The following is a 21,207-nucleotide window of genomic DNA, read 5'->3' on the forward strand; positions in this document are numbered from 1 at the left end:
ATAGCAGGATTGTTGTAGTAATCAGCATAATTGTTACTTTTGCAGCACCTGACTGAACTTTACAATAAAGCTATAAGCCTGGGGGCGAATTTGATGATCAATAGGGGGAAGATGAACGATGACGCAAGCGCTGCGCGTACTGACTGAAGAACAGAAGAAGCAGTTTGATGCCGACGGTTATTTGATTGTAAAAGGGTTGTTTACGGATCGTGATGTGACTGAAATCGTGGATACGTTCGATAAAATGAGCCATGAGACGATTCCGGGTTATTTCGAGCCGAACTTGGATGCTGACGGCGCCGATCCGCTGCAGCGTTACCCGCGCGTGATGCATCCGCACCGCTTCAATGAAACGGCGAAGAGATATATGCTGCATCAGCCGGTCTTGGAAGTGCTTGCCGATCTGTACGGCGAGGAAGCTTATGCTGCGCAGAGCATGTTCTACTACAAGCCGCCGGGCTCGAGAGGCCAGGCGCTGCATCAAGACAATTTCTACTTGATGGTGGAGCCGGGCAACTGCATCGCGGCTTGGACAGCGATTGATGCAGCCTACGAGGATAATGGCGGCTTGCTCGTTGTGCCGAAGACGAACACGCACGAAATTTCGTGCCCCGATACGGCAGATTCGAAGGAGTCGTTCACGACGCATTATGTGAAGCCGCCGAAGGACGGCGTTGTAATGCCGGTCATTATGGATAAAGGCGATGTGCTCTTCTTCAACGGCAATCTCATTCACGGCTCGTACCGGAATAAGACGAAGGATCAGTTCCGCCGCGCATTCATCTGCCATTATGCGAACGCATCCGCAACGAAGATCAGCGAGCATTATAATCCGCTCTACAAAGCGGACGGTACACAAATTGTATTGGAAGGCAATCCGGACGGCGGCCCTTGCGGCGTCGAGGTTGGGCCATCCTTCTATCATTAATCGTAGTTGTGATCGGAGCCGCAGCCGGCGAGGGCTGCGGCTTTATTCTTGGTACCGAAGAAATGCATACTTTATCGGTGAAGAAGAGGAGCGGCCGTGAAGCGTAATAGGGATAATGGGACCATACGAAATGAAAGCCAATATCCTAAAGGAGGCTGCTTGCAATGTCTAACATCGCAAACGGTAAATTATCGCAAACCGAGATTGAATTTTATGAGAAGAACGGCTACACCCTCTATAAGAATCCGCTGTTCAGCCCAGAGAAACAAGCGGAGCTGACGGATATTTTCGAAGAACAGTGGAGTGTGCTTGGCCGACGTTTGAACAGCGAGCTCGATACGCCGCACTTCCGCGACGAGCGTCTGCTTAAGTTTCTGCTGAGCGACGAAGTGCTCGATCTCGTGGAGCCGATTATAGGGCCGAACATCGGTCTATGGTCGTCTCACTTCATCTGCAAGGAGCCGCTGATCGGCAAGCCGACGCCTTGGCATGAAGATTCCGCGTATTGGAAAGGCCGCTTGACTAGCTACGACAAAATCGCTACCGTATGGCTCGCGATCGATCGCAGCACGAAGGAAAACGGCTGCATGCGCGTTATTCCTGGAACGCACGGGGGCGGCTTCTCCGACTACGAGGATGTCGACACGGACGATGATATTTTCACAATCCAAATTAAAAATAGCGACGATGCGAATGCGGTCTACTTCGAGCTGGAGCCGGGCGAGTGCTCGATCCATGATTCACGTATCATTCACGGTGCCACGGCGAACAAGAGCCAGTTCCGCCGGTGCGGCTACACGATGCGCTACTTCTCCACAGAGGCGCGCGTCATCCCTGAGAAGAACTCTGGTCACAAAATTTGGCTAGCTCGAGGCAAGGATATCGCGGGAAGTGACTTCGTTAACGTATAATAAGGGAACGAAATCACAGCAGCGCGGGGGGAAGCAAGAGATGAGCGTCTATAAAGGGCCGGAACGCTTGACAAATGACCGCTATATGACGCTGTCCGCTCCTTATCGCTTGTTCAAGCATTCGGTCGACGGGCTTATCGATACGCATTGGCATGAATTTTTTGAAATGGGTTTCGTGGTGTCCGGATCGGGCACGCACATATTAAACGGAGTGCCGCTGCGCCTGGAGCGAGGTGCCGTATTCCTGCTCTCGCCTGCGGATTTCCACAGCTTGGAGCCGGATCCGGGCGAGACGCTGCAGCTGTATGATCTGATATTCAACGATCATTTCATTCGAGAGCCGCTCATGGAGCTGTTGTTCGATCACCGGACGGAGTATACCCATTGGTATGCGGAGGAGCAGATGGCAGAGCTTTTGCAGGAGTACGAGCGGATATGGGACGAGTCGATGGACTTGCAGCCGGAGAGTGAAATTCTCATCCAAGGCGCTGTCGAGCGGCTGCTCATTGATCTGTTCCGCAAAAGCCGTACTGCATCACCGCAGCTGGGCGAGGAAGGCAAGCGGCATCAGATGCTGCAATCGGCAGTGCGCAAAGGGCTGATCTACATTCAGCATCGCTTCCGCGAGCCGCTGTCGCTTGAGGAGGTCGCATCGTACTGCGGGCTGTCAGCCAATTATTTCAGCGAATGCTTCCGCAAAGGGACAGGCTCCACGTTCCAGAGCTACCTGCAGGAAGTGCGGCTGCAGTTCGCGCGTTCACTGATCAAGACGACGCAGCTGCCGATTACGGAAATCTGCTTCGCTTCGGGCTTCAACACGCTCCCGCATTTCGAGCGGGCGTTCAAGAAGCGGTTCCAATTTCCGCCGAGGGAGTATCGGAAGCAGTAATGGGATCGGGATAGTTTGCAGTTTATGAAGAGGCCGGACCTTTAGGAGGTTCCGGCTTTTTTGCTATAGTGGGAAAGAGTATTGTATGATTCGCTCGGAAAAGGAGGAGCTTCGATAAGCATGCGAACGGAACAAGAAATGATGAATCTCCTGATCGGTTTTGCCGCGGCTGATGATCGCATTCGATTGGTCACGCTGGAAGGGTCTCGTACGAACCGAAACATACCCCGTGACGACTTTCAGGACTATGACATCTCTTATTTTGTAACGGACATGGAGTCCTTTAAGGCGGATGATGCGTGGCTTTATGCTTTTGGCAAACGGATCATGATGCAGAAGCCTGAGGATATGGAGCTTTTCCCGCCGGAGCTGGGCAATTGGTTCTCCTACTTGATGCTGTTTGAGGATGGGACGAAAGTGGATTTGACGCTCATTCCGCTCGAAGAGGTGGAGGAGTATTTTGAGAAAAGTGACGGTTTAGTCCAACTGCTGCTCGATAAGGACTCACGAGTCAAAGATGAATCAACCGCGAGTGACCGTCAATATTGGATCAAAAAGCCGACCGCACGAGAGTTCGATGACTGCTGCAACGAATTCTGGATGGTGTCCACCTATGTGGTTAAGGGGCTCGCGAGACGGGAAATTCTATTTGCGATCGATCATCTGCACCAGATCGCGCGACCTAATTTATTGCGAATGATGGCTTGGTCAATCGGCGAAGAGAGAGGCTATACCTTCAGCATCGGGAAAAACTACAAGTTCATAGATCGATACCTCCCAGAAGAAGACTGGGACAAACTGCTCTCGACCTTCTCGCAAAATGGATATCCGGAGATGTGGCAGTCACTGTTCACGTGCTATCAGTTGTTCAGAAAATACGCCAAGGCCGTATCGGACAGCTTCGGATATTCCTATCCAGATTACGACAGAGCCATCACCGAGTATACAGAGCGAATACGCTTCTTCTAGTGCATGTTAAACATGCAACACGAACAACCCTGCGGTTATACGAAACCGAAGGGTTTTTTGTCGCTTTTATCGTTCTTATCGCTATTATTTCTTAGCTGCCAGTGCATCGCGATCAGCTGCTTGCGGCGGCTGCTCCAGCCATTCATGCTCAATCAGGATATTAGCGCCGTCCTCGACATAATCGCCGACTTGAATAAGGAAGCGTGCGTATTTGGCCGCAATATCATGTCTTGCGCTCATGGACAGGGCATTGCCGTATGTTCTGATCCGCATCGTGAACATGTCGAGCTTGTGAAACAGCATCAACTTATCCGAGAAGGGAGAAGTCGTGGAGGTCGTCACAAAATGGTCTATGATCGGCGGCGCAGCCAGATTCTCCTTCTCAAGGAACCGGGTGAACTGGGCATGGTGCTTCTCCGCTATCTCTTTTCCCCGCAAGAAATACGCCTTGGCCTGCTCTGAGTTGGCAACTTGGCTGAATGCAATGAGAACAGCTTTGCTCGTCGCCGTATTCTCGATATTATCGTACAAATGCGTGATTTCCATCGCTTGAAGCGGCCTTACATCCCCGAAGAAGCCGTTTAAATAGCTTTGCTTCTGGATAAATTCGGCCCGTTCCGGATAGGGGGTATAAGGCGGCTTCGCCATTAATCCCTTTGCGATCAATCCTTCGTTGACCAGGTTCATCAGCTCGAGCGTTTGCGTCACACATTGGGTGAAGAATGTGCGTACATCGGATCTTGAAACTAGCGGCACCGCGATGGAGTACATGCTTAATCCGGCTTTACCCACATATTTGAGATAATGCAGGTAAAACTCATCCGCGAACAAGCGCGGAGCGCTTTTAACGAGATCTGCCTCCGTAAAACCGATGGGGACCGGGAATTCCTCCTTCATCAGGATATCTTTGGTCGTCTGGCTGAACTGATTGGATACGTTATGCGCTTGTGTAAGAATGTCCTTGATGATGGGATCTTCAACATGCAGAAGCATATGGGTCAGCACGCAATGCGCCATCGTGTTCCCTAGATATGTGGCCCAAAGCTTTCCTTGTTCGGCTGCCGTCAACGCCTGTCCGATATCACTTGATGGGGTGACTTCCGTCGACGACCGGGCGTTGTCGATTGGCCTAGTGACTTCAACCGCCGCAGTCGGTTTGATGAATTTCATTGGTTGACCTCACCTCGGTAATTTTTCCATTAATATAACCTATCGCAGGTTTTCAATTCCAAATGCGAAATGGCAGCAAAATCGCATTTTATCTATGGAATCGGTATACTAATAGAAAAGATAGATTTGCAGATTTGCAAACACTTGGGGGAGGATGTATGGCTGCTCGATTGATCATGATTTTGACGATTTATACAGGGCTGCAGATTTATATTGGCTGGCATCTGGACTTGTTCATTAAGGAGACTGGCGGGCATGTGGCGAGCGCCGTGTTCTGGCCGGTATTTGCACTCGTAACATTCTCGTATTTATTCGCCATGCTGCTTCGCAAAGCACTGCCTAAGCCGGTAACCACGCTTTTCAAATGGATCGGCTCGTATTGGATCGGTCTCATGCAGTACAGCGTGCTGCTGCTGCCAGTTGCGGATTTGGCAGTTTGGGGGCTGCGCGCAGCTTCGGTTTCGCGACCGGACTCGATCCTAATTACAGGCTGGGCAGTCATTGCCGCACTTGTGCTTATTATGGCACGAGGTTCGCGCAACGCATGGAGCCCGGTTGTACGGGAATTTGAAGTGACGATTCCGAAGTCCGCAGGCAGCTTGAAGGAGCTGCATATCGCTGTCGCTTCGGATCTGCATCTTGGCATGACAGTCGGACGGAAGCATCTGCAGCGGCTCGTGGATGGAGTTAATGCGTTGAAGCCAGACATCGTACTGCTGGCAGGGGACGTGCTCGATGATGCCGTTGAACCATTCATTCGGCATAACTACGGACAGCTGCTCGGACAGATCAAGTCGAAGTTCGGCACCTATGCGGTGCTTGGCAACCACGAATATTATGGCGGCGGTATCGAACGTTACCTTCCGGCGATGGAGAAGGTTGGCATTCCGGTTATGCTTGACGAGCATGTACGGATCGCAGACAGTTTCTATCTCATTGGCCGCAAAGATAAGACGGATCATGCCCGTAAAAATGCAGCCGCGTTAGTCGAAGGCCTGGACAAATCGCTGCCGCTCATTGTTATGGACCATCAGCCGAGTGCGATCCGTGAGATTGCGGATGCAGGTGTCGATCTGTCCGTTCACGGCCATACGCATCGCGGCCAGATGGCGCCGAACCATCTCGTGACGCGCCGCATCTTCGAGCTTGATTACGGGTACAAGCACATCGCAGATCGGCTGCACGCATTCGTTTCTTCCGGGTTCGGTACTTGGGGACCGCCGATTCGGCTTGGCAGCCGAAGCGAAATTTTGTCGATCACCGTTAAGTTTGCCAGCCATAACAACAAATAGCTGTTGGTCGCGTCTCTTATCCATCGTATAATCAAATAATATAGCTTTCTATTATGATAGAGTAGGAGCCCGATATGGACCTAGAACTCATACCATCGATACCCGCGCCGCCTGCGCGCGGCAGTGTGTGGAAGAGAATAGCGCAGCGGCTCCTTGACCGGGGCAAGGCTTCGCTTGCGTTCGATAATGCCGTATGGAAAGCGGCAATTGCCGGCGTATGGCTGATCTGCAATGCCGTGCTGATCATTGCTGCGCTAGGCATGCCTACTGGTCTTGGCATTCTGGTCGATTGTGCCATTGCCGTGATGCTGTGCACGATACTGATGGGAGCGGCATCGCTCGTTATCGCATATATTCTTGCTCTATGTTATATCCCGATTCCGCGTCTCACCGCGGGAGCGAGTTTGTTTACAGGGTACGTCATCTGGTATATCTGCAACAAAACGGATCTTGGAGACCCGTTGACGCTCATACTAGCTGCCAGCATCACTGGAATTGGGTTGATCGGCGGACTCGTCATGGGCTTGCTGCTGCACCGCCGCGTTCATGTCGCGGTCAAGCTCACGCTTATAGCCGCAGTGGCAGCGAGCGTCATCAGCTTCCGCTACTGGCCGATCAATGAGCCGGATGCGGTTCCGGCAAGCACCGGCGAAACAGTGGTAGAAGAGGCGCAGATTCCAGCGCTCCTCGCGGATGATCCTGCAGAGCCCGGCCTATACCGGGTAAAGAACTTCACTTATGGCAGCGGCGACGATTCCCGCCGCGATGAATACGGCAAAGATGCAGCGCTCATCTCGGAGCCTGTCGATGCTTCCGCATATATTTCGCGGTGGAAGTGGCTGCGCTCCTTGTTCTGGGGCTTTGACGAGAACGCTCTTCCGATTAACGGCCGCGTCTGGATGCCGGAAGGCGACGGGAAATTCCCGCTCGTGCTCATGGTGCACGGCAATCACCTGATGGAGCAGTTCTCCGACGAAGGCTACGAGTATCTCGGCGAGCTGTTGGCAAGCCGTGGCTTCATCGCTGTCTCCGTCGATGAGAATTTCTTGAACTATTCGTATTGGGGGAATATCCCGAACAACGATATGAAAGTGCGGGCATGGATGCTGCTGAAGCATTTGCAGCAGATTGCCAAGTATAACGAACAGGCGGGAACGCCGTTCTATCACGCGGTTGATCTGCAGCAGGTCGCGCTAATAGGCCATTCGCGCGGCGGTCAGGCTGTTGCAATGGCAGCTGATCCGTCCAAGTGGTTCGCGAACGACAAGTCGCTGGCTAGCTTGAACAGCGATGGCGTCAAGATTCAAGCGGTCATCGCGATCGCGCCGACCGATAATGTGGTCGACAAGACGCAGGCGCAGCTGAAAGACACCTATTACTTGTCCCTGCAAGGCGCAAGCGACGGTGATGTTGATACATTCAATGGCGAGCGGCAATATATCCGCTCGACGTTCTCTGCTGGCTCGGACCGTTTCAAGTCCACGCTCTATATCGGCGAAGCGAACCACAGCCGGTTCAATACGGAGTGGGGGACAATGGACGACAGCTTGCCGGGCGGGTTATTCCTGCGCCGGGCAGGCATGATGGATGCCGATGATCAGCGTGAAGTCGCAAAAGTATATGTGTCGGCGTTCCTTGAAGATGCGCTGCTTGGCAAGAAGGAGTATACGCCGCTGTTCGCCGACTATCGGACAGGCGCCGCATGGCTGCCGCAAGCGACCTATATGAACCGTTACGAAGACGGCAGTTTCTTGCCGCTTGCTCGGAGCGAAGAGGACTATGACAAAGCGACCGAGAACAGCGGTGTTACTGCAAGTGCCGACAAGCTGCTTTGGACGGAGGAAGCGGCGAAAGACCGCGACGGGAAGGACAAAGGCACACGCGGCGCGGTGCTGCAATGGAAGCAAGGCGATGGCAGCTACACGTTGAAGCTGCCTGAGACAATGACTGCGAAGCTGGAGCAACAGGATGCTTCGGCATCGGCAGCTGCGCCGGCAGCGAAGCAGCTCACATTCGCCATGACGAATCTGTCGAAGGATTTGGCAGTGGACGCGAATGGTGCGGCGGCTCCGCTTCCGAACATTGACGTCGAGCTTACGAGCAGCAATGGAGCTGCAGTGAGGCTGCCGCTTGCGCAGTTCAAGGCGGTTCAGCCGCTGCCTTACACGACATTTACCCGCTTCCCGTGGACGGAAAAAACGATAAAGGACGGCAAGTATAAGGTTCCCTCCGAAGCCGTGTTTCAGACGTTTAGTTTGCCGTTTGCGCAGTTCCAGGCAAAGAACGCTGACTTCAACCCGAGCGAGCTGACTCGCGTGACGTTCTACTTCATCAGCGACCGGGGGAAAGTGATGCTGGATGACATCGGAATTAGCACCGTCATCAGTGCCGCAGCCCAAACTTAAGTAGCAACAGAAAAACACCGCAGCACTCGCGCTTGTCCATTCAAGCGCGAGTATATGCGGTGTTTTTATCATAATCTAGCTCGACAATAACTGTCGTCTGAGCGGCTATTTCCCGAATAGAGCGGCCTTTGAAATTGTAACGGTTATGACGGCGGCTATTTGAAGAGACGTGGCCGAAGTGGAGGGACGGTTATTAGGCTATACGTCAAGCCGCTTCACAGACCGCCTTACAATAAGCTCCGGCGGCAGGACAACCTTCTTCCAAACGGTCTTATCCGGCACTTCCCGCTCCCCGATCCGGTCAATAAGAAGCTGCATCCCGAGGTAACCGAACTGATACGCTTGCTGAGCCGCCACGGTGATGAACGGGTCCATCTCCGAGTAAAGTCCGAAGTCATCGAAGCAGACGACCGAAATATCTTCGGGAATGCGCAGCCCCCGCGCCCGCAGCAGCTTAATGATAACAACGGCGAGTACATTGTTACCCGACATAATCGCGGTTGGAGGAGGATCCATCGCAGCAATCCACTGCTCCATCGCATCCACGTCCAGCTCCGGCCCGAAGCTGGTTTCATGCACATACCGTTCATCGAACGGCAGATCATTCAGCTTCATCGCTTCCTGAAAGCCCGCAAGCCGAAGGCGCGCGCTGCTGATAGACGCCGAGCCGTTCACAAGCGCGATGAGCCGGTGCCCTTGCTCGACCAGATATTCGACTAATCGGCGCGCACCGTCCCGGCTGTCGCCGAGCACGATATCGCAAGAGATGCCCGGCACTTCGCGGTCGAGCAGCACGAATGGAACGCCATGCTTGCGCAGCTGTTCCAGATGAGGATGCGAAGGATCGCCGGCCGGCGCAAGGAGCGCGCCGTCAACACGGGTGGTGAGTATCGTGTTGATGTACTCGCCTTCTTTCTCCACGCTCTCGTCGCTGTTGCCGAAGAGGAGCCGATAGCCGTTCTTCCGCGCAGCATCCTCGGCACCGCGGGTAAGAGTCGTATAGAAAGGGTTCATGATATCCGTAATAAGCAGAAACAAAATACGTGTCTGCTGAAGCACGAGACTGCGCGCCATCTGGTTAGGCACATAGCCGAGCTCATCCATCACTTTCTTCACTTTGATACGCGTTTTCTCGCTGATCTTGCCGGTGTTATTGATAACTCTAGAAACGGTCATAGCCGATACATTCGCTTTGGCTGCGATATCGTAGATGGTCACCATAGTTTAAGCTCCCCTTAGAACTAATCATGCATTTATATTACATAACCTTTTGATTGACAGCAAGCGGTATCATTGTTATTTTAGAGTTATCGGTAACATTTTATAACCATCATTCATTTGGAGGGATTCGTTCGTGGCAGATATTAGCACTCGTTATCAATCCGCATTCCCTAAGATTGGCATTCGTCCTGCAATTGACGGCAGGCGTAAGGGCATCCGTGAATCACTTGAAGAGCAAACAATGGAGATGGCAAAGTCGGTAGCGCGACTGTTCGCTGAAAACTTGCGCTATCCGAACGGCGAACCTGTTGAATGCGTTATCGCAGATACTTGCATCGGCGGCGTAGCCGAGGCAGCTGCTTGCGGCGAGAAGTTCTCGCGCGAAGGTGTAGGCGTTTCCATTACGGTAACGCCATGCTGGTGTTACGGAACAGAAACGATCGATATGGATCCGTCGATTCCGAAGGCGGTATGGGGCTTTAACGGCACGGAGCGTCCGGGCGCGGTTTATCTGGCGGCTGTATTGTCCGGTTATGCGCAGAAGGGCTTGCCTGCATTCGGCATCTACGGCAACGAGGTGCAAGACAGCGGCGATACTACGATCCCAAATGATGTTCGAGATAAATTGCTTGGCTTTGCCCGCGCTGGTCTAGTTGTTGCTCTTATGAAAGGCAAGACGTATCTGTCGATGGGCTCGGTGTCCATGGGGATCGCCGGTTCCATCGTGAATGACGCGTTCTTCCAAGAGTACCTCGGTATGCGTACGGATTACATTGACATGTCCGAGTTCGTTCGCCGGATGGATCAAGGCATCTACGATCCGGCCGAGTACGAGCGCGCGCTGTCATGGGTGAAGGAGAACTGCGTTGAAGGTCCGGACAACAACCCGCCGGCGATTCAATCGACGCGCGAGCAGAAGGATAAAGACTGGGAGACAGTTGTCAAGATGACGCTCATCGCGCGCGACCTCATGATCGGCAACCCGCGCCTCGACGAGATGGGCTACGGCGAAGAAGCGCTTGGCCGCAATGCGATCGCTTCGGGCTTCCAAGGACAACGCGCATGGACGGATCATTTCCCGAACGGCGACTTCCTCGAAGCCATGCTGAACTCTTCCTTCGACTGGAACGGCATTCGTGCACCTTATATCGTTGCGACAGAGAACGATAGCTTGAACGGCGCCGTCATGCTGCTGGGCAACCTGCTCACGAACACAGCTCAAATCTTCGCAGACGTGCGTACGTTCTGGAGCCCGGATTCCGTAGAACGCGTAACGGGCCACCGCTTGAGCGGTCATGCGGAGAACGGCGTCCTGCACTTGATCAACTCCGGTCCGGCAACGCTTGACGGAACGGGCCAACAAGAGCGTGACGGCCAGCCTGTGATGAAGCCGTTCTGGGAGATCAGCGAAGAAGAGGCGAAGAAGTGTCTCGACGCAACTTCGTGGCGCCCAGGTTCCCTCGAATACTTCCGCGGGGGCGGCTATTCCTCCGACTATCTGACACGCGGCGGCATGCCGATGACGATGTCGCGGATCAATCTCGTGAAGGGTATCGGTCCTGTGCTCCAAATCGCCGAAGGTTATTCGGTCGACCTGCCGGAGGATGTGCATGATACGCTCGATAAGCGGACGGATCCGACTTGGCCGACAACTTGGTTCGCACCGCGTCTGACAGGAAGCGGCGCATTCCGTACGGTATATGATGTTATGGATAACTGGGGCGCGAACCATGGCTCGATCAGCTACGGCCATATCGGCGCCGATCTGATTACGCTAGCTTCGATGCTGCGCATCCCCGTGAATATGCACAACGTGCCTGCGGAGAATATCTTCCGTCCGCGCGCATGGAGCCTGTTCGGTACGGACAATACGGAGAGCGCGGATTACCGGGCATGCGGCAACTTCGGCCCGCTCTACAAGTAATCGGGTAGCATATTAGGAGGATATCAACTATGCTAATTGGCATACCTAAACTGCTTTCCCCGGACTTGCTCAAGCTTCTAATGGAAATGGGCCACGGCGACGAGATCGTCCTCGCGGACTCGAACTTCCCTGCTGCAAGTCATGCCGAGCGGCTCATTCGCTGCGACGGGCATGAAATTCCGGCGCTGCTGGAAGCGATTCTGCAGCTGATGCCGCTTGACCAATACGTCGACAAGCCGGCTGCGCTCATGCAGGTCGTTCCTGGCGATACGGTAGCGACACCAGTCTGGGAGGTCTACGGCCGTATCATTGGAGAACGTGCAGGACTAGAAGCGCCGTTCGATATGGTGGAGCGGTTCGACTTCTACGATCGTGCCCGCAAAGCGTACGCGATAATAGCAACGAGCGAGACAGAGCGTTATGCGAATATTATTCTGAAGAAAGGCTGTGTCTTGTAACTTCTGAAACGCAGCCCATTCCTTTCAAAACCGGTCTCTTCGAGCCTACTGCTCGGAGAGTCCGGTTTTTTTATGCGTCTTTTGGTAAAACTATGCCGAAATGGAAAGGAGGACGCATGCCAGATGAAAGTGAAATCGCTCGAGCTCGGCTTCTGGCCGGTCTTTATGATGCTGACGCTGTCGGTTGGCTTATCCGCGCATGTGCTTGTCCTTCCGACGGTGCTGGAGGTGAGCGGCAGAGACTCATGGATGTGCGGCCTCATCGGGTTTGCCATTGTCCTCCCCTGGACGGCGATCTTCGTCACGGGGACGATGAAACGAACGAAGCAGATCAACCTGCGGGAATGGCTGCGCACAAGAGTGTCTCCTTTCGGCGCGTGGCTTATTATTATACCGGTCATCATCGTGCTGCTCCATTCGAGCTTCCAAACCTTTATTGAAACGGTCGCATGGACCTCTTCCACATACCTTCCGGATACGCCGCTGCTTGTCATCATGCTCAGCCTGTTGCTGCTTACCGGTTTTGCGGTATATAGCGGACTGAGAGCGATCGCCTATATGTCCTGCCTGCTTCTTCCGGCAGTTGTCGTGCTTGGCGATTTTGTCATGAGCGCCAACATGCCTTACAAGAACTACAGCTTGCTGCTTCCGATGCTCGAGGGCGGGTGGACGCCGGCGCTGCACGGCTCCTTGTATGCGATCAGCTGCTTGATGGAGTTAGCGGCGCTGTTATTTATTCAACATCATTTGAAGGGGCGAATTAAGCATTGGCAAATGGTGCTTCAACTTGCCTTTATTACCATGCTCATGTTAGGGCCGACCATCGGTGCCCTTACGGAGTTCGGGCCAGCGGAGGCTGATAAGCTGCTCTTCCCGGCGTTCGCCCAGTGGCGGCTCGTGACGATTGGCAAATATATCGAGCATGTTGATTTTTTTGCCATTTACCAATGGCTTTCGGGAGCTTTCGTGCGCGTATCGTTAGGTATAGTGATAACCTTGGAGCTTCTCCAGATCCGCAAGCCGCTGCACAAAGCGATTTTCATCCTGGTCATTTGCATCGTTTATATGGTCTTAGCTACGCTGCTGCTTACTTCGGTCAATGCTTCCGAAACCGCTATTCGATACGTGTTTGCCATTGATATATGCGTGTTTGGTTTAATAACGACTCTGATATGGATGTTATCGTTTAAAGGCGTTCCGAAGGAGGGCGGTGCCGATGAGAATCAGAAGCCAAAGCAAGAGGACGGAGCAATCAATAACTTATGAATGGCTGCTGGATGCGGTGAGGCCATGCGGCGACGTCGAGGTACACTCGCTATCCTATGAGCTTGAAGACAGGATGGATCGCGAGCAGATCGAAGTCCTGTATTGCACCAACATGGTGGATACCCAACTTATGCAGAAGCTGCTGCATCCAGAAGGTCTTGGCGTTCGAATCGATCCGGAGCAAAGTCCGTTTATTCAAAGCCTTGATCCCGGAGTCGAAGGCAAACAGCTGTTCAATCAGCTGTTCGCAGGCTACATCATCGTTTGGAAACCGTCGAACGGGCAATTCTACGCAATGGATTGCACGCAGCCGCCGAGCCGAAGTCCGGAAGAATCGACGCTGGAGCTGTCGATCAAAGGGCCACGCGACGGGTTCGTTGAGGAAATCGATACGAATTTGGCGTTAATCCGAAAACGGCTGCGCACGCCGAAGATGCATGCCGAATGGTTTACGGTCGGTTCGGAATCGCAGACGAGGCTGTGCCTAATCTCCGTGGATGGCGTTACTTCGCCGGCTGTGCTGGAGGAAGCGAGACGCCGCATCCGGGGCGTCGATATTGCGGTGCTTCATGGCGCGGGCGAGCTCGAGGACATCATTGCCGATAAAACGATCTTGCTTGTGCCGCTGATCGATTATATCGGACGGCCGGATGCCGTCATTCAATCGATTATGAATGGAAGATTCGCCATTCTCGTGGACGGCTCGCCTGCCGCCTTAATCGCGCCGGTCAACGTATCTCTATTGGTCAAATCCCCGGAGGATGCTTATCAACCCTACTATTTTGTCGTCTTCGAGCGGACTTTGCGCTTGATTAGCTTCTTCTTGGCCGGCATTCTGCCCGGCTTCTATTTGGGGCTGCTGGCCTTCAATAGCGATCAGCTTCCATTTGCGCTGTTAGCCACCGTAACGATGAACCGGATTGGTCTGCCGTTCAGCCCCCAAATGGAGCTTATTTTGATGATGCTGATGTTTGAGATCTTCCGCGAAGCCGGCGTTCGTTTGCCGCGGGCGGTCGGCCAGACGGTAACCGTCGTAGGCGGCCTGATTGTCGGCGACGCTGCCATTCGGGCAGGGTTGACATCGGCGACGATGCTGGTCGTTACTGCGGTAACGGCGGTATCTACGTTCACGCTCGTGAACCAGTCGCTTAACGGTTCCGTTACCGTCATTCGGTTCTATATGATGATCGCATCATCCTTCCTGGGGCTGTTCGGCTTCTTTATCTCGCTGTTCTCCGTCATGCTCTATTTATGCACGCTGGAGTCGTTCGGGATGCCTTACCTGAAGCCGCTCGCTCCGTTCGAGTTCAAGAAGATGCTAACCGCGGTATGGCAGCTGCCGTGGAAATATCGCGCAAAGCGGAACCTGCCGTGAGGGCGAGCCGCCGGGAGCTTCTTCTGCTGCTTACGCTAGTCCTGTCAAGCGTATTATTGAGCGGCTGCAAGGGGCGAGCGGACACAAGCGATCTAAGCGCGCAAGCGTTCGTGAAGGCGATGGGCATCGATTACGAGAAAGGGCAATATGTCGTTACGGTTCAACTGATGGACTTCTCCGCAATCGCGAAGACGGAAACGCCGAAATCCCAGAAGCCCAGCGTCTGGATCGGCATTGGGCGCGGCAAAAGCATCAGCGAAGCGAATAAGCAAATCGCGGTGACGACTCAAAGCCGGCTTAATTTCGACCAGCTGAGCGTGGTCATCGTTCGGGAGCCCGCCATGGATAAGATGGCCCAAATTCTCGACGCCGTAAACCGGGTTCGCGTCACCAGGTATACCTCATGGATTTATGGCACACGAGATGATCTGAGTGATATCTTCACCGCAAGCGCTTTTTTCGAGCTGTCGCAAACGTACAGCTACATTTATAATCCCCTTACACTCGAGAAACAGAACAGCTCCGTACCTCCGTTGACGATGCAGAAATTCGTTACGGCTTTCAATGAAAAGGCGATGACCGCGCTGCTGCCGAGCGTATCCGTGTCGAGCAAAGTATGGCGGGAGAACAAACGGCCGATCATGGTTCAGGAGCTGGATGGCGTGTTTGCCTTTAAACTGAAGCGCAAGCCGGTATACCTGCCGCTGAAGCAGGTGATCGGAGTACGGTGGTCGAAAAATCCGCTCTATCATGCGCAGTACACGGTCCAGGCAGAGGGCCATCAGGATGCGGCAAGCGTCTGGATTACGTACTCGAAGGTAAAGAAGAAAGAAGTGAAAACGTCAAAAGGCGGACCGAAGTTCGTGCTTCACGTGAAGGCGTACGGCGATTTGATCGAGATTGGCGGAAATTTGACGGTGGCCGAAATTGAAAGCAAGGTGCGCAAGCTGATCGAGGACGAAATCATGCTCGCCTATACTTCGGGCATTCGAAAGCATATAGATTTGTTTAATTTGGAAGAAATTATGTACCGATATCATTTGGGAGAGTGGAAGAAAACAGCGCGAAACGGGGACTGGCATCCTGGCGAAAATGATCTGAAGGTGGAACTGTCCTTTGGTATTCGGCGAGCAGGCGTGTTCGAGATGCAGTAACCAAAACAGACATCCTACATTTCTCCATATGACTGCGTCAAGCGTCCATATTGATGATGGTTAAATCCTCCTATACTTGAAGACGACAAGCGTGTTTTATTCGTTTTGAACACGATGATTTAGAGTCGTTTTATCCATAAGGAGGATGTATTCAGGATGCCGATCATGTTCGATGCCGAAACGGGGCTCTTTCATCTGCAAACCCGCAATATGAGCTATATTTTTCAAGTGCTGCACGGTTATCCGGCACATCTATACTGGGGACGCAAAATTAGCGAGCCTAGCAATCCGGCTCGTCTGCTGCAGCGCATTGAGCGTTCTTCGTTCTGTCCGAATCCGGTTCCGGGGGACCGGACTATCTCGCTGGATACGCTGCCGCAGGAATATCCAGGCTACGGTTCCAGCGACCTGCGCAATCCGGCCTATGCGGTCGGACTGCCGAATGGAACGACTGTAACAGAGCTGCAGTATGAATCCCATGCAATTGTACAAGGGAAGCCTGCGCTTGAAGGGCTGCCGGCTGTGTATGCGGAGCAGGAGTCCGAGGCGCAGACGCTCATTATTACATTAGCGGACAAGCTTGCTGGGCTAACAGTTGAGCTTTCCTATACGGTATTTGAAGCCTTCGATGCGGTCATTCGCTCCGCGCGTATTACGAATACAAGCAGTGATGTCGTGCAGCTGACGCGGGCGCTTAGCGCTAGTGTGGATCTTCCGCATGACCGCTTCGACATGCTGCAGCTATCCGGCGCGTGGGCTCGCGAGCGGTATGTCCATAAGCGCGCGCTAACGCCGGGCTTGCAGGCGATCGAGAGCCGCCGCGGCTCTAGCAGCCATATGAACAATCCGTTCTTCGCGCTGCTGTCCGAAGGCGCAACCGAAGATCACGGAGATGTGTACGGCTTCAGTCTTGTGTATAGCGGAAGTTTCTCCGCAGGCGTTGAAGTGGATCAGTTCCATACGTCGCGCGCTTTTATTGGGATCAATCCGTTCGATTTCTCTTGGCGTCTTGAAGCAGGCGAGTCGTTCCAGACGCCGGAGACGGTTATGGTGTACTCGGGTAACGGTCTCGGCGCGATGTCGCGCACGTATCACGAGCTGTACCGGACACGCCTGTGTCGCGGTGCGTTCCGCGATGCGGTCCGGCCGATTCTGGTCAACAACTGGGAAGCAACGTACTTCAATTTTAACGCGGACAAAATCGAATCGATTGCCAAAGCTGGAAGCGAACTAGGTATCGAGCTCTTCGTGCTTGACGACGGCTGGTTCGGTCGCCGGGACAGCGACAACTCCTCGCTGGGAGACTGGGTCGTCGACGCGAAGAAGCTGCCGCGCGGCCTTGAAGATCTAGCGGAGCGGGTGCGCAGTCACGGCCTCGAATTCGGCTTATGGTTCGAGCCGGAGATGGTGTCGCCGGACAGCGATTTGTACCGCGCGCATCCGGACTGGTGCTTGCACGTGCCTGGCCGCCGCCGCTCGGAAGGCCGCCAGCAGTTGATCCTTGATCTTTCCCGCACCGATGTGCAGGATTATATTATTGAAGCCGTGAGCTCGGTGCTGCGAAGCGCGCCGATTACGTATGTGAAGTGGGACATGAATCGGAATATGTCGGAGATCGGCTCGGCACTGCTGCCGCCGGAGCGGCAGCGGGAAACGGCGCACCGTTATATGCTCGGTCTCTATCGCGTGCTGGAGCAGATTACTTCTGCATTCCCGCAGGTATTGTTCGAGAGCTGCTCAGGCGGCGGCGGACGGTTCGATCCCGGCATGCTCTATTACATGCCGCAGACGTGGACGAGCGACAACTCCGACGCGATTAGCCGGCTGCGCATTCAGTACGGCACGAGCATCGTCTATCCGATCAGCACGATGGGCGCGCACGTTTCCGCTGTGCCGAACCACCAGGTTGGCCGCAATACCCCGCTTAAGACGCGCGGTGATGTAGCGATGTCCGGCAACTTCGGCTACGAGCTGGATTTGACGGTGTTTACGGATGAGGAGAAGGAAGAGGTCAAACGCCAGGTTGCGCTTGTCAAAGAAGTGCGCGAGCTTGTCCAATACGGCTCGTTCTACCGGCTGCTCAGCCCGTTCGAGGGCAATGAAACGGCTTGGATGTTCGTTTCGCCGGATCAACGTGAAGCGCTCGTCGTGCATGTGGCTGTACTAAGCGAGGCGAATCCACCGCTTAGCCGCTTGAAGTTGAAGGGACTTAGTGCTGATCTGAGCTACGAATGGCTAGGCACAGGTGAAGTCGTCGGCGGGGACGAGCTGATGTTTGCCGGTATTGTGAAGCCGCTGCCGCATGGCGATTACTTCAGCTCGGTGTTCCGTTTTGTCGCGGTCGAGAGCTAAAGCAGAGCCTGCCTATCTTGTACACCTAAAGGGACAACCCACATTTCTCCCGCATATGATGTAGTGCAGTTGCATCTAGAAGGGAGGGGTGTCGATCGTGCCACACACCGTCGTTTGCAGTATTACCGCTGTGCTCGGATCGCTGCTCACGTTCTCCTTTGGTATGTGGCCGGAGTCATTGACATTACTCATCGTGGCAATGGGCGTAGACTACGCTACCGGCGTTACAGCCGCGGTAAAGGAGAAAGGACTAAACAGCGAAGTTGGGTCTTGGGGATTGGCGAAGAAAGGCATTATGCTGCTTGTTATCCTGCTTGCTCACCGGATTGATATTATGCTTGAGCTTAACAACGTTGCCATGGGCGGAGCCATTTATTTTTATTTAGCGAATGAGCTTATCTCCATTACGGAGAACTTGGGTCGGATCGGCGTTCCAATGCCGGATCGGCTACGTCAACTTATCGAGGTATTGAAAGATAAAGGCAAAGATAAGGATAAGAAGTAACTTTACGCGTATAGCACTCTTCAATTGGGGTCATCCTTTTTTAGGATGGCCCGTTTTTCTTTTCCTCTCTCGTGTACAACCCCTGCCGGTTGCATCGTGAAGATGGCACTGTTATAATAAGAACAAATGTTCTTATCGTGCAAAGGCTTGGAGGGGTTACATGTGGCTGTGGAGATGAATCAAGCAACGCCGCCCGTTCAAATCGGCAAGGAACTGGAGCTTGTGAAGCGCTATGTGCTGCTAGGCGTCGTAAGTCAAATTCTCGATCATGATATTCGCATCGTTGGAGCGGCAGCGACGAAGCTGCCTCGCTTGTATGAGTCGATGATGCGCGGGCTGCAGGATCGCGTGCTGTTGGAGCTTGCCGCGATACGCAGGCAGTTTCGGGCATGCAATATCAACCTGTATCAGGAGAAGCGTACGACGGAAGGGCTGACGGCTTCCTATAGCTGTATGGGCTATCAGCACCATTTCTCAATGCCTTGGACGTTTGTGAAAGCGGAGGCGGAACGGCTGCTTCGGAACTATTTGGCAAAGTAGACGTTCATCGTTTTGTCAAAAAGGTGAAAAAAGTTTAATTGCCGACACAGTTTAAGGTTGAGAAGAACGGACGATCTTATGTAATATAAGGAGTAGACATTTGATGAAAAGGGGAGCAAGAAGCAATGCATAAGTGGATCATGTTCATCGTTTTCGCAGCGGCTTCGATTTTGGGCGTTGTTTTGCTGACGACACAGCTTCCGGGCAAGCCGGTAGACGAGGCAGCATCTTTGCCGCCGGGCGTTACTCTAATGAAGGTGGAAGCGTCCGCCGATTTCGTCTTTGACAAGAAGGAATACAAAGTGAAGAAAGGCGATAAAGTGAAGCTGAAGCTCGTTAACAAGAGCGGCGTTCACGGCCTTGCAATTCCTGATCTCGGTATCGATCTTCAAGGCGACAAGATGGAGCAAGACGTTACATTCGATAAGCCAGGCAAATATGAGATGCACTGTGCCGTTATGTGCGGAACAGGCCATCAAGATATGAAAGCCGTTCTGATTGTTGAATAAGGATGAAAAGGAGCCGGGATGCGGCTCCTTTTTTTGCAGGCATTGCTTACCACTCTTTTGGCATATGGGCTCGGTTGTCGGTTGAACGGTTGTTAATCGTAGGAACGGCGTCTGCCGCGTGTTCGTGCAATTATTTGGTCGCAGATGTAACCAAGCAGCGCGTAGCTGGCGATGGTCAGGATGTACATGAAGTAGACATTCACATTATGAATGTCCATAATCATATCCGCGAACCAAGCTGGCACGCTGAACATGAAGAAGACGAAATTATGCGGATCGTACCCTGTGGAGTTATAGAGGCATAACAGGAGTCCGATCAGCGAGGCTGCAATGGTAACGGGATATCGCATACGATGCACACACCTTTGCTGGAAGATTGCCGAATGACGGCACCTTGGGTTATTATGTGACAAAAGGATGTTTCTCAAACCATTACATTGACGAGGGAGCGGTTCGAGTTATGATTACGCATATCGTTTTGTTCAAGTTGAAGGATGGCAGCCCGGAGAGCGTTGCGCGCACGGTTCAAGTGCTGAAGAATATGGAGGGCAAGATCGATGAGCTGCTCTCGATTGAAGTAGGTACAGATGTGCTTCATTCCGAGCGTTCTTATCATATTGCACTCATTACGAAATTTGAATCGATGGAAACGCTTGGCGCTTATCAGGTGCATCCTGTACATAAAGAAGTTATCGCACATATGACTGAAGTTCGCGAAGCTTCCGTGAGCGTAGACTTCGAATCGTAGTAAAGGACGGCTAACAATGGGTGACGTATTTGAAATGATGACTTATCTGATCGTTGTTATTATCAGTGCGATTGTGATGACCTTGTGGCTCAAGCGCAAAGCACGCAAGAATAAGACAAAACGGTCATAAGCATAAGCAGAACAGGAGATTTTGCAGTATGTATTATGTAAATCGTGAACAGTTGAATGTACGCTTGCAGGTCATTCCTGAAGTTGTTGAAGCGCTCGTGCTGCTGCAGCAAAGCTGGGACGGCAGTCTGCTGCAAGGGCTTGCGCAGGAGCGGGCGATCCATCTGGCCATCGAAGCCGTAACCGACATCGGCAGCTATCTGATCGATGGCTTCATTATGCGGGATGCGAGCAGCTACGAGGATATCGTTACCATTATTGCAGGTGAAGACGTATTCCCGGCGGAGCTGCAGGAGTCGCTGCTCGAGCTTGTTCGTCTGCGCAAGCCGCTCGTGCAGGATTATTTCGAGTGGACGCGAGGCGAGCTGCATCCGATGACGGCTGTGCTTCCGAAGACGTTAGCCTCGTTCAAGTCTGCCGTCGAATCGTATTTGGTACGGGAGCTCGGGAAGTAAGCTCTAG

20 protein-coding genes are annotated in these 21,207 nt (G+C 53.1%); 17 read left to right on the forward strand and 3 right to left on the reverse strand.

The window, feature by feature from the left end:
• Nucleotides 1–118 precede the first annotated feature (118 nt).
• From A8990_RS17740 to ant(6), 4 genes are all read left to right on the forward strand, one after another.
• Nucleotides 119–928, forward strand: coding sequence for a phytanoyl-CoA dioxygenase family protein (locus A8990_RS17740; protein WP_116190373.1), 810 nt, complete (start codon nucleotides 119–121; stop codon nucleotides 926–928).
• A 164-nt stretch (nucleotides 929–1,092) separates the two neighbouring features.
• Nucleotides 1,093–1,839 (forward strand): phytanoyl-CoA dioxygenase family protein, encoded by a 747-nt coding sequence (locus A8990_RS17745; protein ID WP_116190374.1) that lies wholly within the window; start codon nucleotides 1,093–1,095, stop codon nucleotides 1,837–1,839.
• Nucleotides 1,840–1,879: 40 nt separating this feature from the next.
• Nucleotides 1,880–2,728, forward strand: a complete 849-nt coding sequence (locus A8990_RS17750) for a helix-turn-helix domain-containing protein (RefSeq protein ID WP_116190375.1) — start codon at nucleotides 1,880–1,882, stop codon at nucleotides 2,726–2,728.
• A gap of 120 nt (nucleotides 2,729–2,848) precedes the next feature.
• Entirely contained in the window at nucleotides 2,849–3,697 is an 849-nt protein-coding gene (gene ant(6), locus A8990_RS17755; RefSeq protein WP_116190412.1) for an aminoglycoside 6-adenylyltransferase, read from the forward strand.
• Nucleotides 3,698–3,781: 84 nt separating this feature from the next.
• Here the strand turns inward: ant(6) and A8990_RS17760 are convergent, their stop codons facing one another.
• On the reverse strand, nucleotides 3,782–4,867 hold the full coding sequence (locus A8990_RS17760; RefSeq protein WP_116190376.1) for a DUF3231 family protein: 1,086 nt from the start codon (nucleotides 4,865–4,867) through the stop codon (nucleotides 3,782–3,784).
• Between the two features lie 158 nt (nucleotides 4,868–5,025).
• On the opposite strand from A8990_RS17760, the gene A8990_RS17765 reads away from it, so the two are divergent.
• On the forward strand, nucleotides 5,026–6,159 hold the full coding sequence (locus A8990_RS17765) for a metallophosphoesterase (protein WP_116190377.1): 1,134 nt from the start codon (nucleotides 5,026–5,028) through the stop codon (nucleotides 6,157–6,159).
• 74 nt (nucleotides 6,160–6,233) lie between these two features.
• Complete coding sequence (locus tag A8990_RS17770; protein WP_116190378.1) at nucleotides 6,234–8,564, forward strand: alpha/beta hydrolase family protein; 2,331 nt, start codon at nucleotides 6,234–6,236, stop codon at nucleotides 8,562–8,564.
• 198 nt (nucleotides 8,565–8,762) lie between these two features.
• On the opposite strand, the gene A8990_RS17775 is transcribed toward A8990_RS17770, so the two are convergent.
• On the reverse strand, nucleotides 8,763–9,785 hold the full coding sequence (locus A8990_RS17775) for a LacI family DNA-binding transcriptional regulator (protein ID WP_116190379.1): 1,023 nt from the start codon (nucleotides 9,783–9,785) through the stop codon (nucleotides 8,763–8,765).
• Between the two features lie 133 nt (nucleotides 9,786–9,918).
• On the opposite strand from A8990_RS17775, the gene A8990_RS17780 reads away from it, so the two are divergent.
• From A8990_RS17780 to A8990_RS17820, 9 genes are all read left to right on the forward strand, one after another.
• On the forward strand, nucleotides 9,919–11,709 hold the full coding sequence (locus tag A8990_RS17780; protein ID WP_116190380.1) for an L-fucose isomerase: 1,791 nt from the start codon (nucleotides 9,919–9,921) through the stop codon (nucleotides 11,707–11,709).
• A 29-nt stretch (nucleotides 11,710–11,738) separates the two neighbouring features.
• Nucleotides 11,739–12,167, forward strand: a complete 429-nt coding sequence (locus tag A8990_RS17785) for an RbsD/FucU family protein (RefSeq protein ID WP_116190381.1) — start codon at nucleotides 11,739–11,741, stop codon at nucleotides 12,165–12,167.
• A gap of 123 nt (nucleotides 12,168–12,290) precedes the next feature.
• The gene (locus tag A8990_RS17790) at nucleotides 12,291–13,433 is read left to right on the forward strand and encodes an endospore germination permease (protein ID WP_181909642.1); all 1,143 of its coding nucleotides are present in this window, start codon (nucleotides 12,291–12,293) and stop codon (nucleotides 13,431–13,433) included.
• The gene (locus A8990_RS17795; protein WP_116190383.1) at nucleotides 13,384–14,808 is read left to right on the forward strand and encodes a spore germination protein; all 1,425 of its coding nucleotides are present in this window, start codon (nucleotides 13,384–13,386) and stop codon (nucleotides 14,806–14,808) included. Before A8990_RS17790 ends, A8990_RS17795 begins: the two co-directional genes overlap by 50 nt.
• A complete protein-coding gene (locus tag A8990_RS17800; RefSeq protein ID WP_181909643.1) occupies nucleotides 14,763–15,962 on the forward strand; it encodes a Ger(x)C family spore germination protein in 1,200 nt (399 codons plus the stop codon). The genes A8990_RS17795 and A8990_RS17800 overlap by 46 nt, the downstream gene beginning before the upstream one ends.
• A gap of 156 nt (nucleotides 15,963–16,118) precedes the next feature.
• Nucleotides 16,119–18,314, forward strand: coding sequence for an alpha-galactosidase (locus tag A8990_RS17805; protein WP_116190385.1), 2,196 nt, complete (start codon nucleotides 16,119–16,121; stop codon nucleotides 18,312–18,314).
• Between the two features lie 97 nt (nucleotides 18,315–18,411).
• Nucleotides 18,412–18,819, forward strand: a complete 408-nt coding sequence (locus tag A8990_RS17810) for a phage holin family protein (protein WP_425463917.1) — start codon at nucleotides 18,412–18,414, stop codon at nucleotides 18,817–18,819.
• 162 nt (nucleotides 18,820–18,981) lie between these two features.
• Complete coding sequence (locus tag A8990_RS17815; RefSeq protein ID WP_245996082.1) at nucleotides 18,982–19,359, forward strand: YhjD family protein; 378 nt, start codon at nucleotides 18,982–18,984, stop codon at nucleotides 19,357–19,359.
• Between the two features lie 125 nt (nucleotides 19,360–19,484).
• Nucleotides 19,485–19,868 carry a cupredoxin domain-containing protein gene (locus tag A8990_RS17820; protein WP_116190387.1) on the forward strand — a complete coding sequence of 128 codons (384 nt, stop codon included), beginning with the start codon at nucleotides 19,485–19,487 and terminating at the stop codon, nucleotides 19,866–19,868.
• A 92-nt stretch (nucleotides 19,869–19,960) separates the two neighbouring features.
• Here A8990_RS17820 and A8990_RS17825 read toward each other — a convergent pair whose 3' ends face one another.
• Nucleotides 19,961–20,218, reverse strand: a complete 258-nt coding sequence (locus A8990_RS17825; protein ID WP_116190388.1) for a hypothetical protein — start codon at nucleotides 20,216–20,218, stop codon at nucleotides 19,961–19,963.
• Nucleotides 20,219–20,328: 110 nt separating this feature from the next.
• On the opposite strand from A8990_RS17825, the gene A8990_RS17830 reads away from it, so the two are divergent.
• Complete coding sequence (locus tag A8990_RS17830) at nucleotides 20,329–20,616, forward strand: Dabb family protein (protein WP_116190389.1); 288 nt, start codon at nucleotides 20,329–20,331, stop codon at nucleotides 20,614–20,616.
• Nucleotides 20,617–20,774: 158 nt separating this feature from the next.
• Entirely contained in the window at nucleotides 20,775–21,200 is a 426-nt protein-coding gene (locus tag A8990_RS17835; RefSeq protein WP_116190390.1) for a DUF86 domain-containing protein, read from the forward strand.
• Nucleotides 21,201–21,207: the final 7 nt, after the last annotated feature.

This window comes from Paenibacillus taihuensis, assembly GCF_003386535.1.
GTDB classification, from domain to species: Bacteria; Bacillota; Bacilli; order Paenibacillales; family Paenibacillaceae; genus Paenibacillus_Z; species Paenibacillus_Z taihuensis.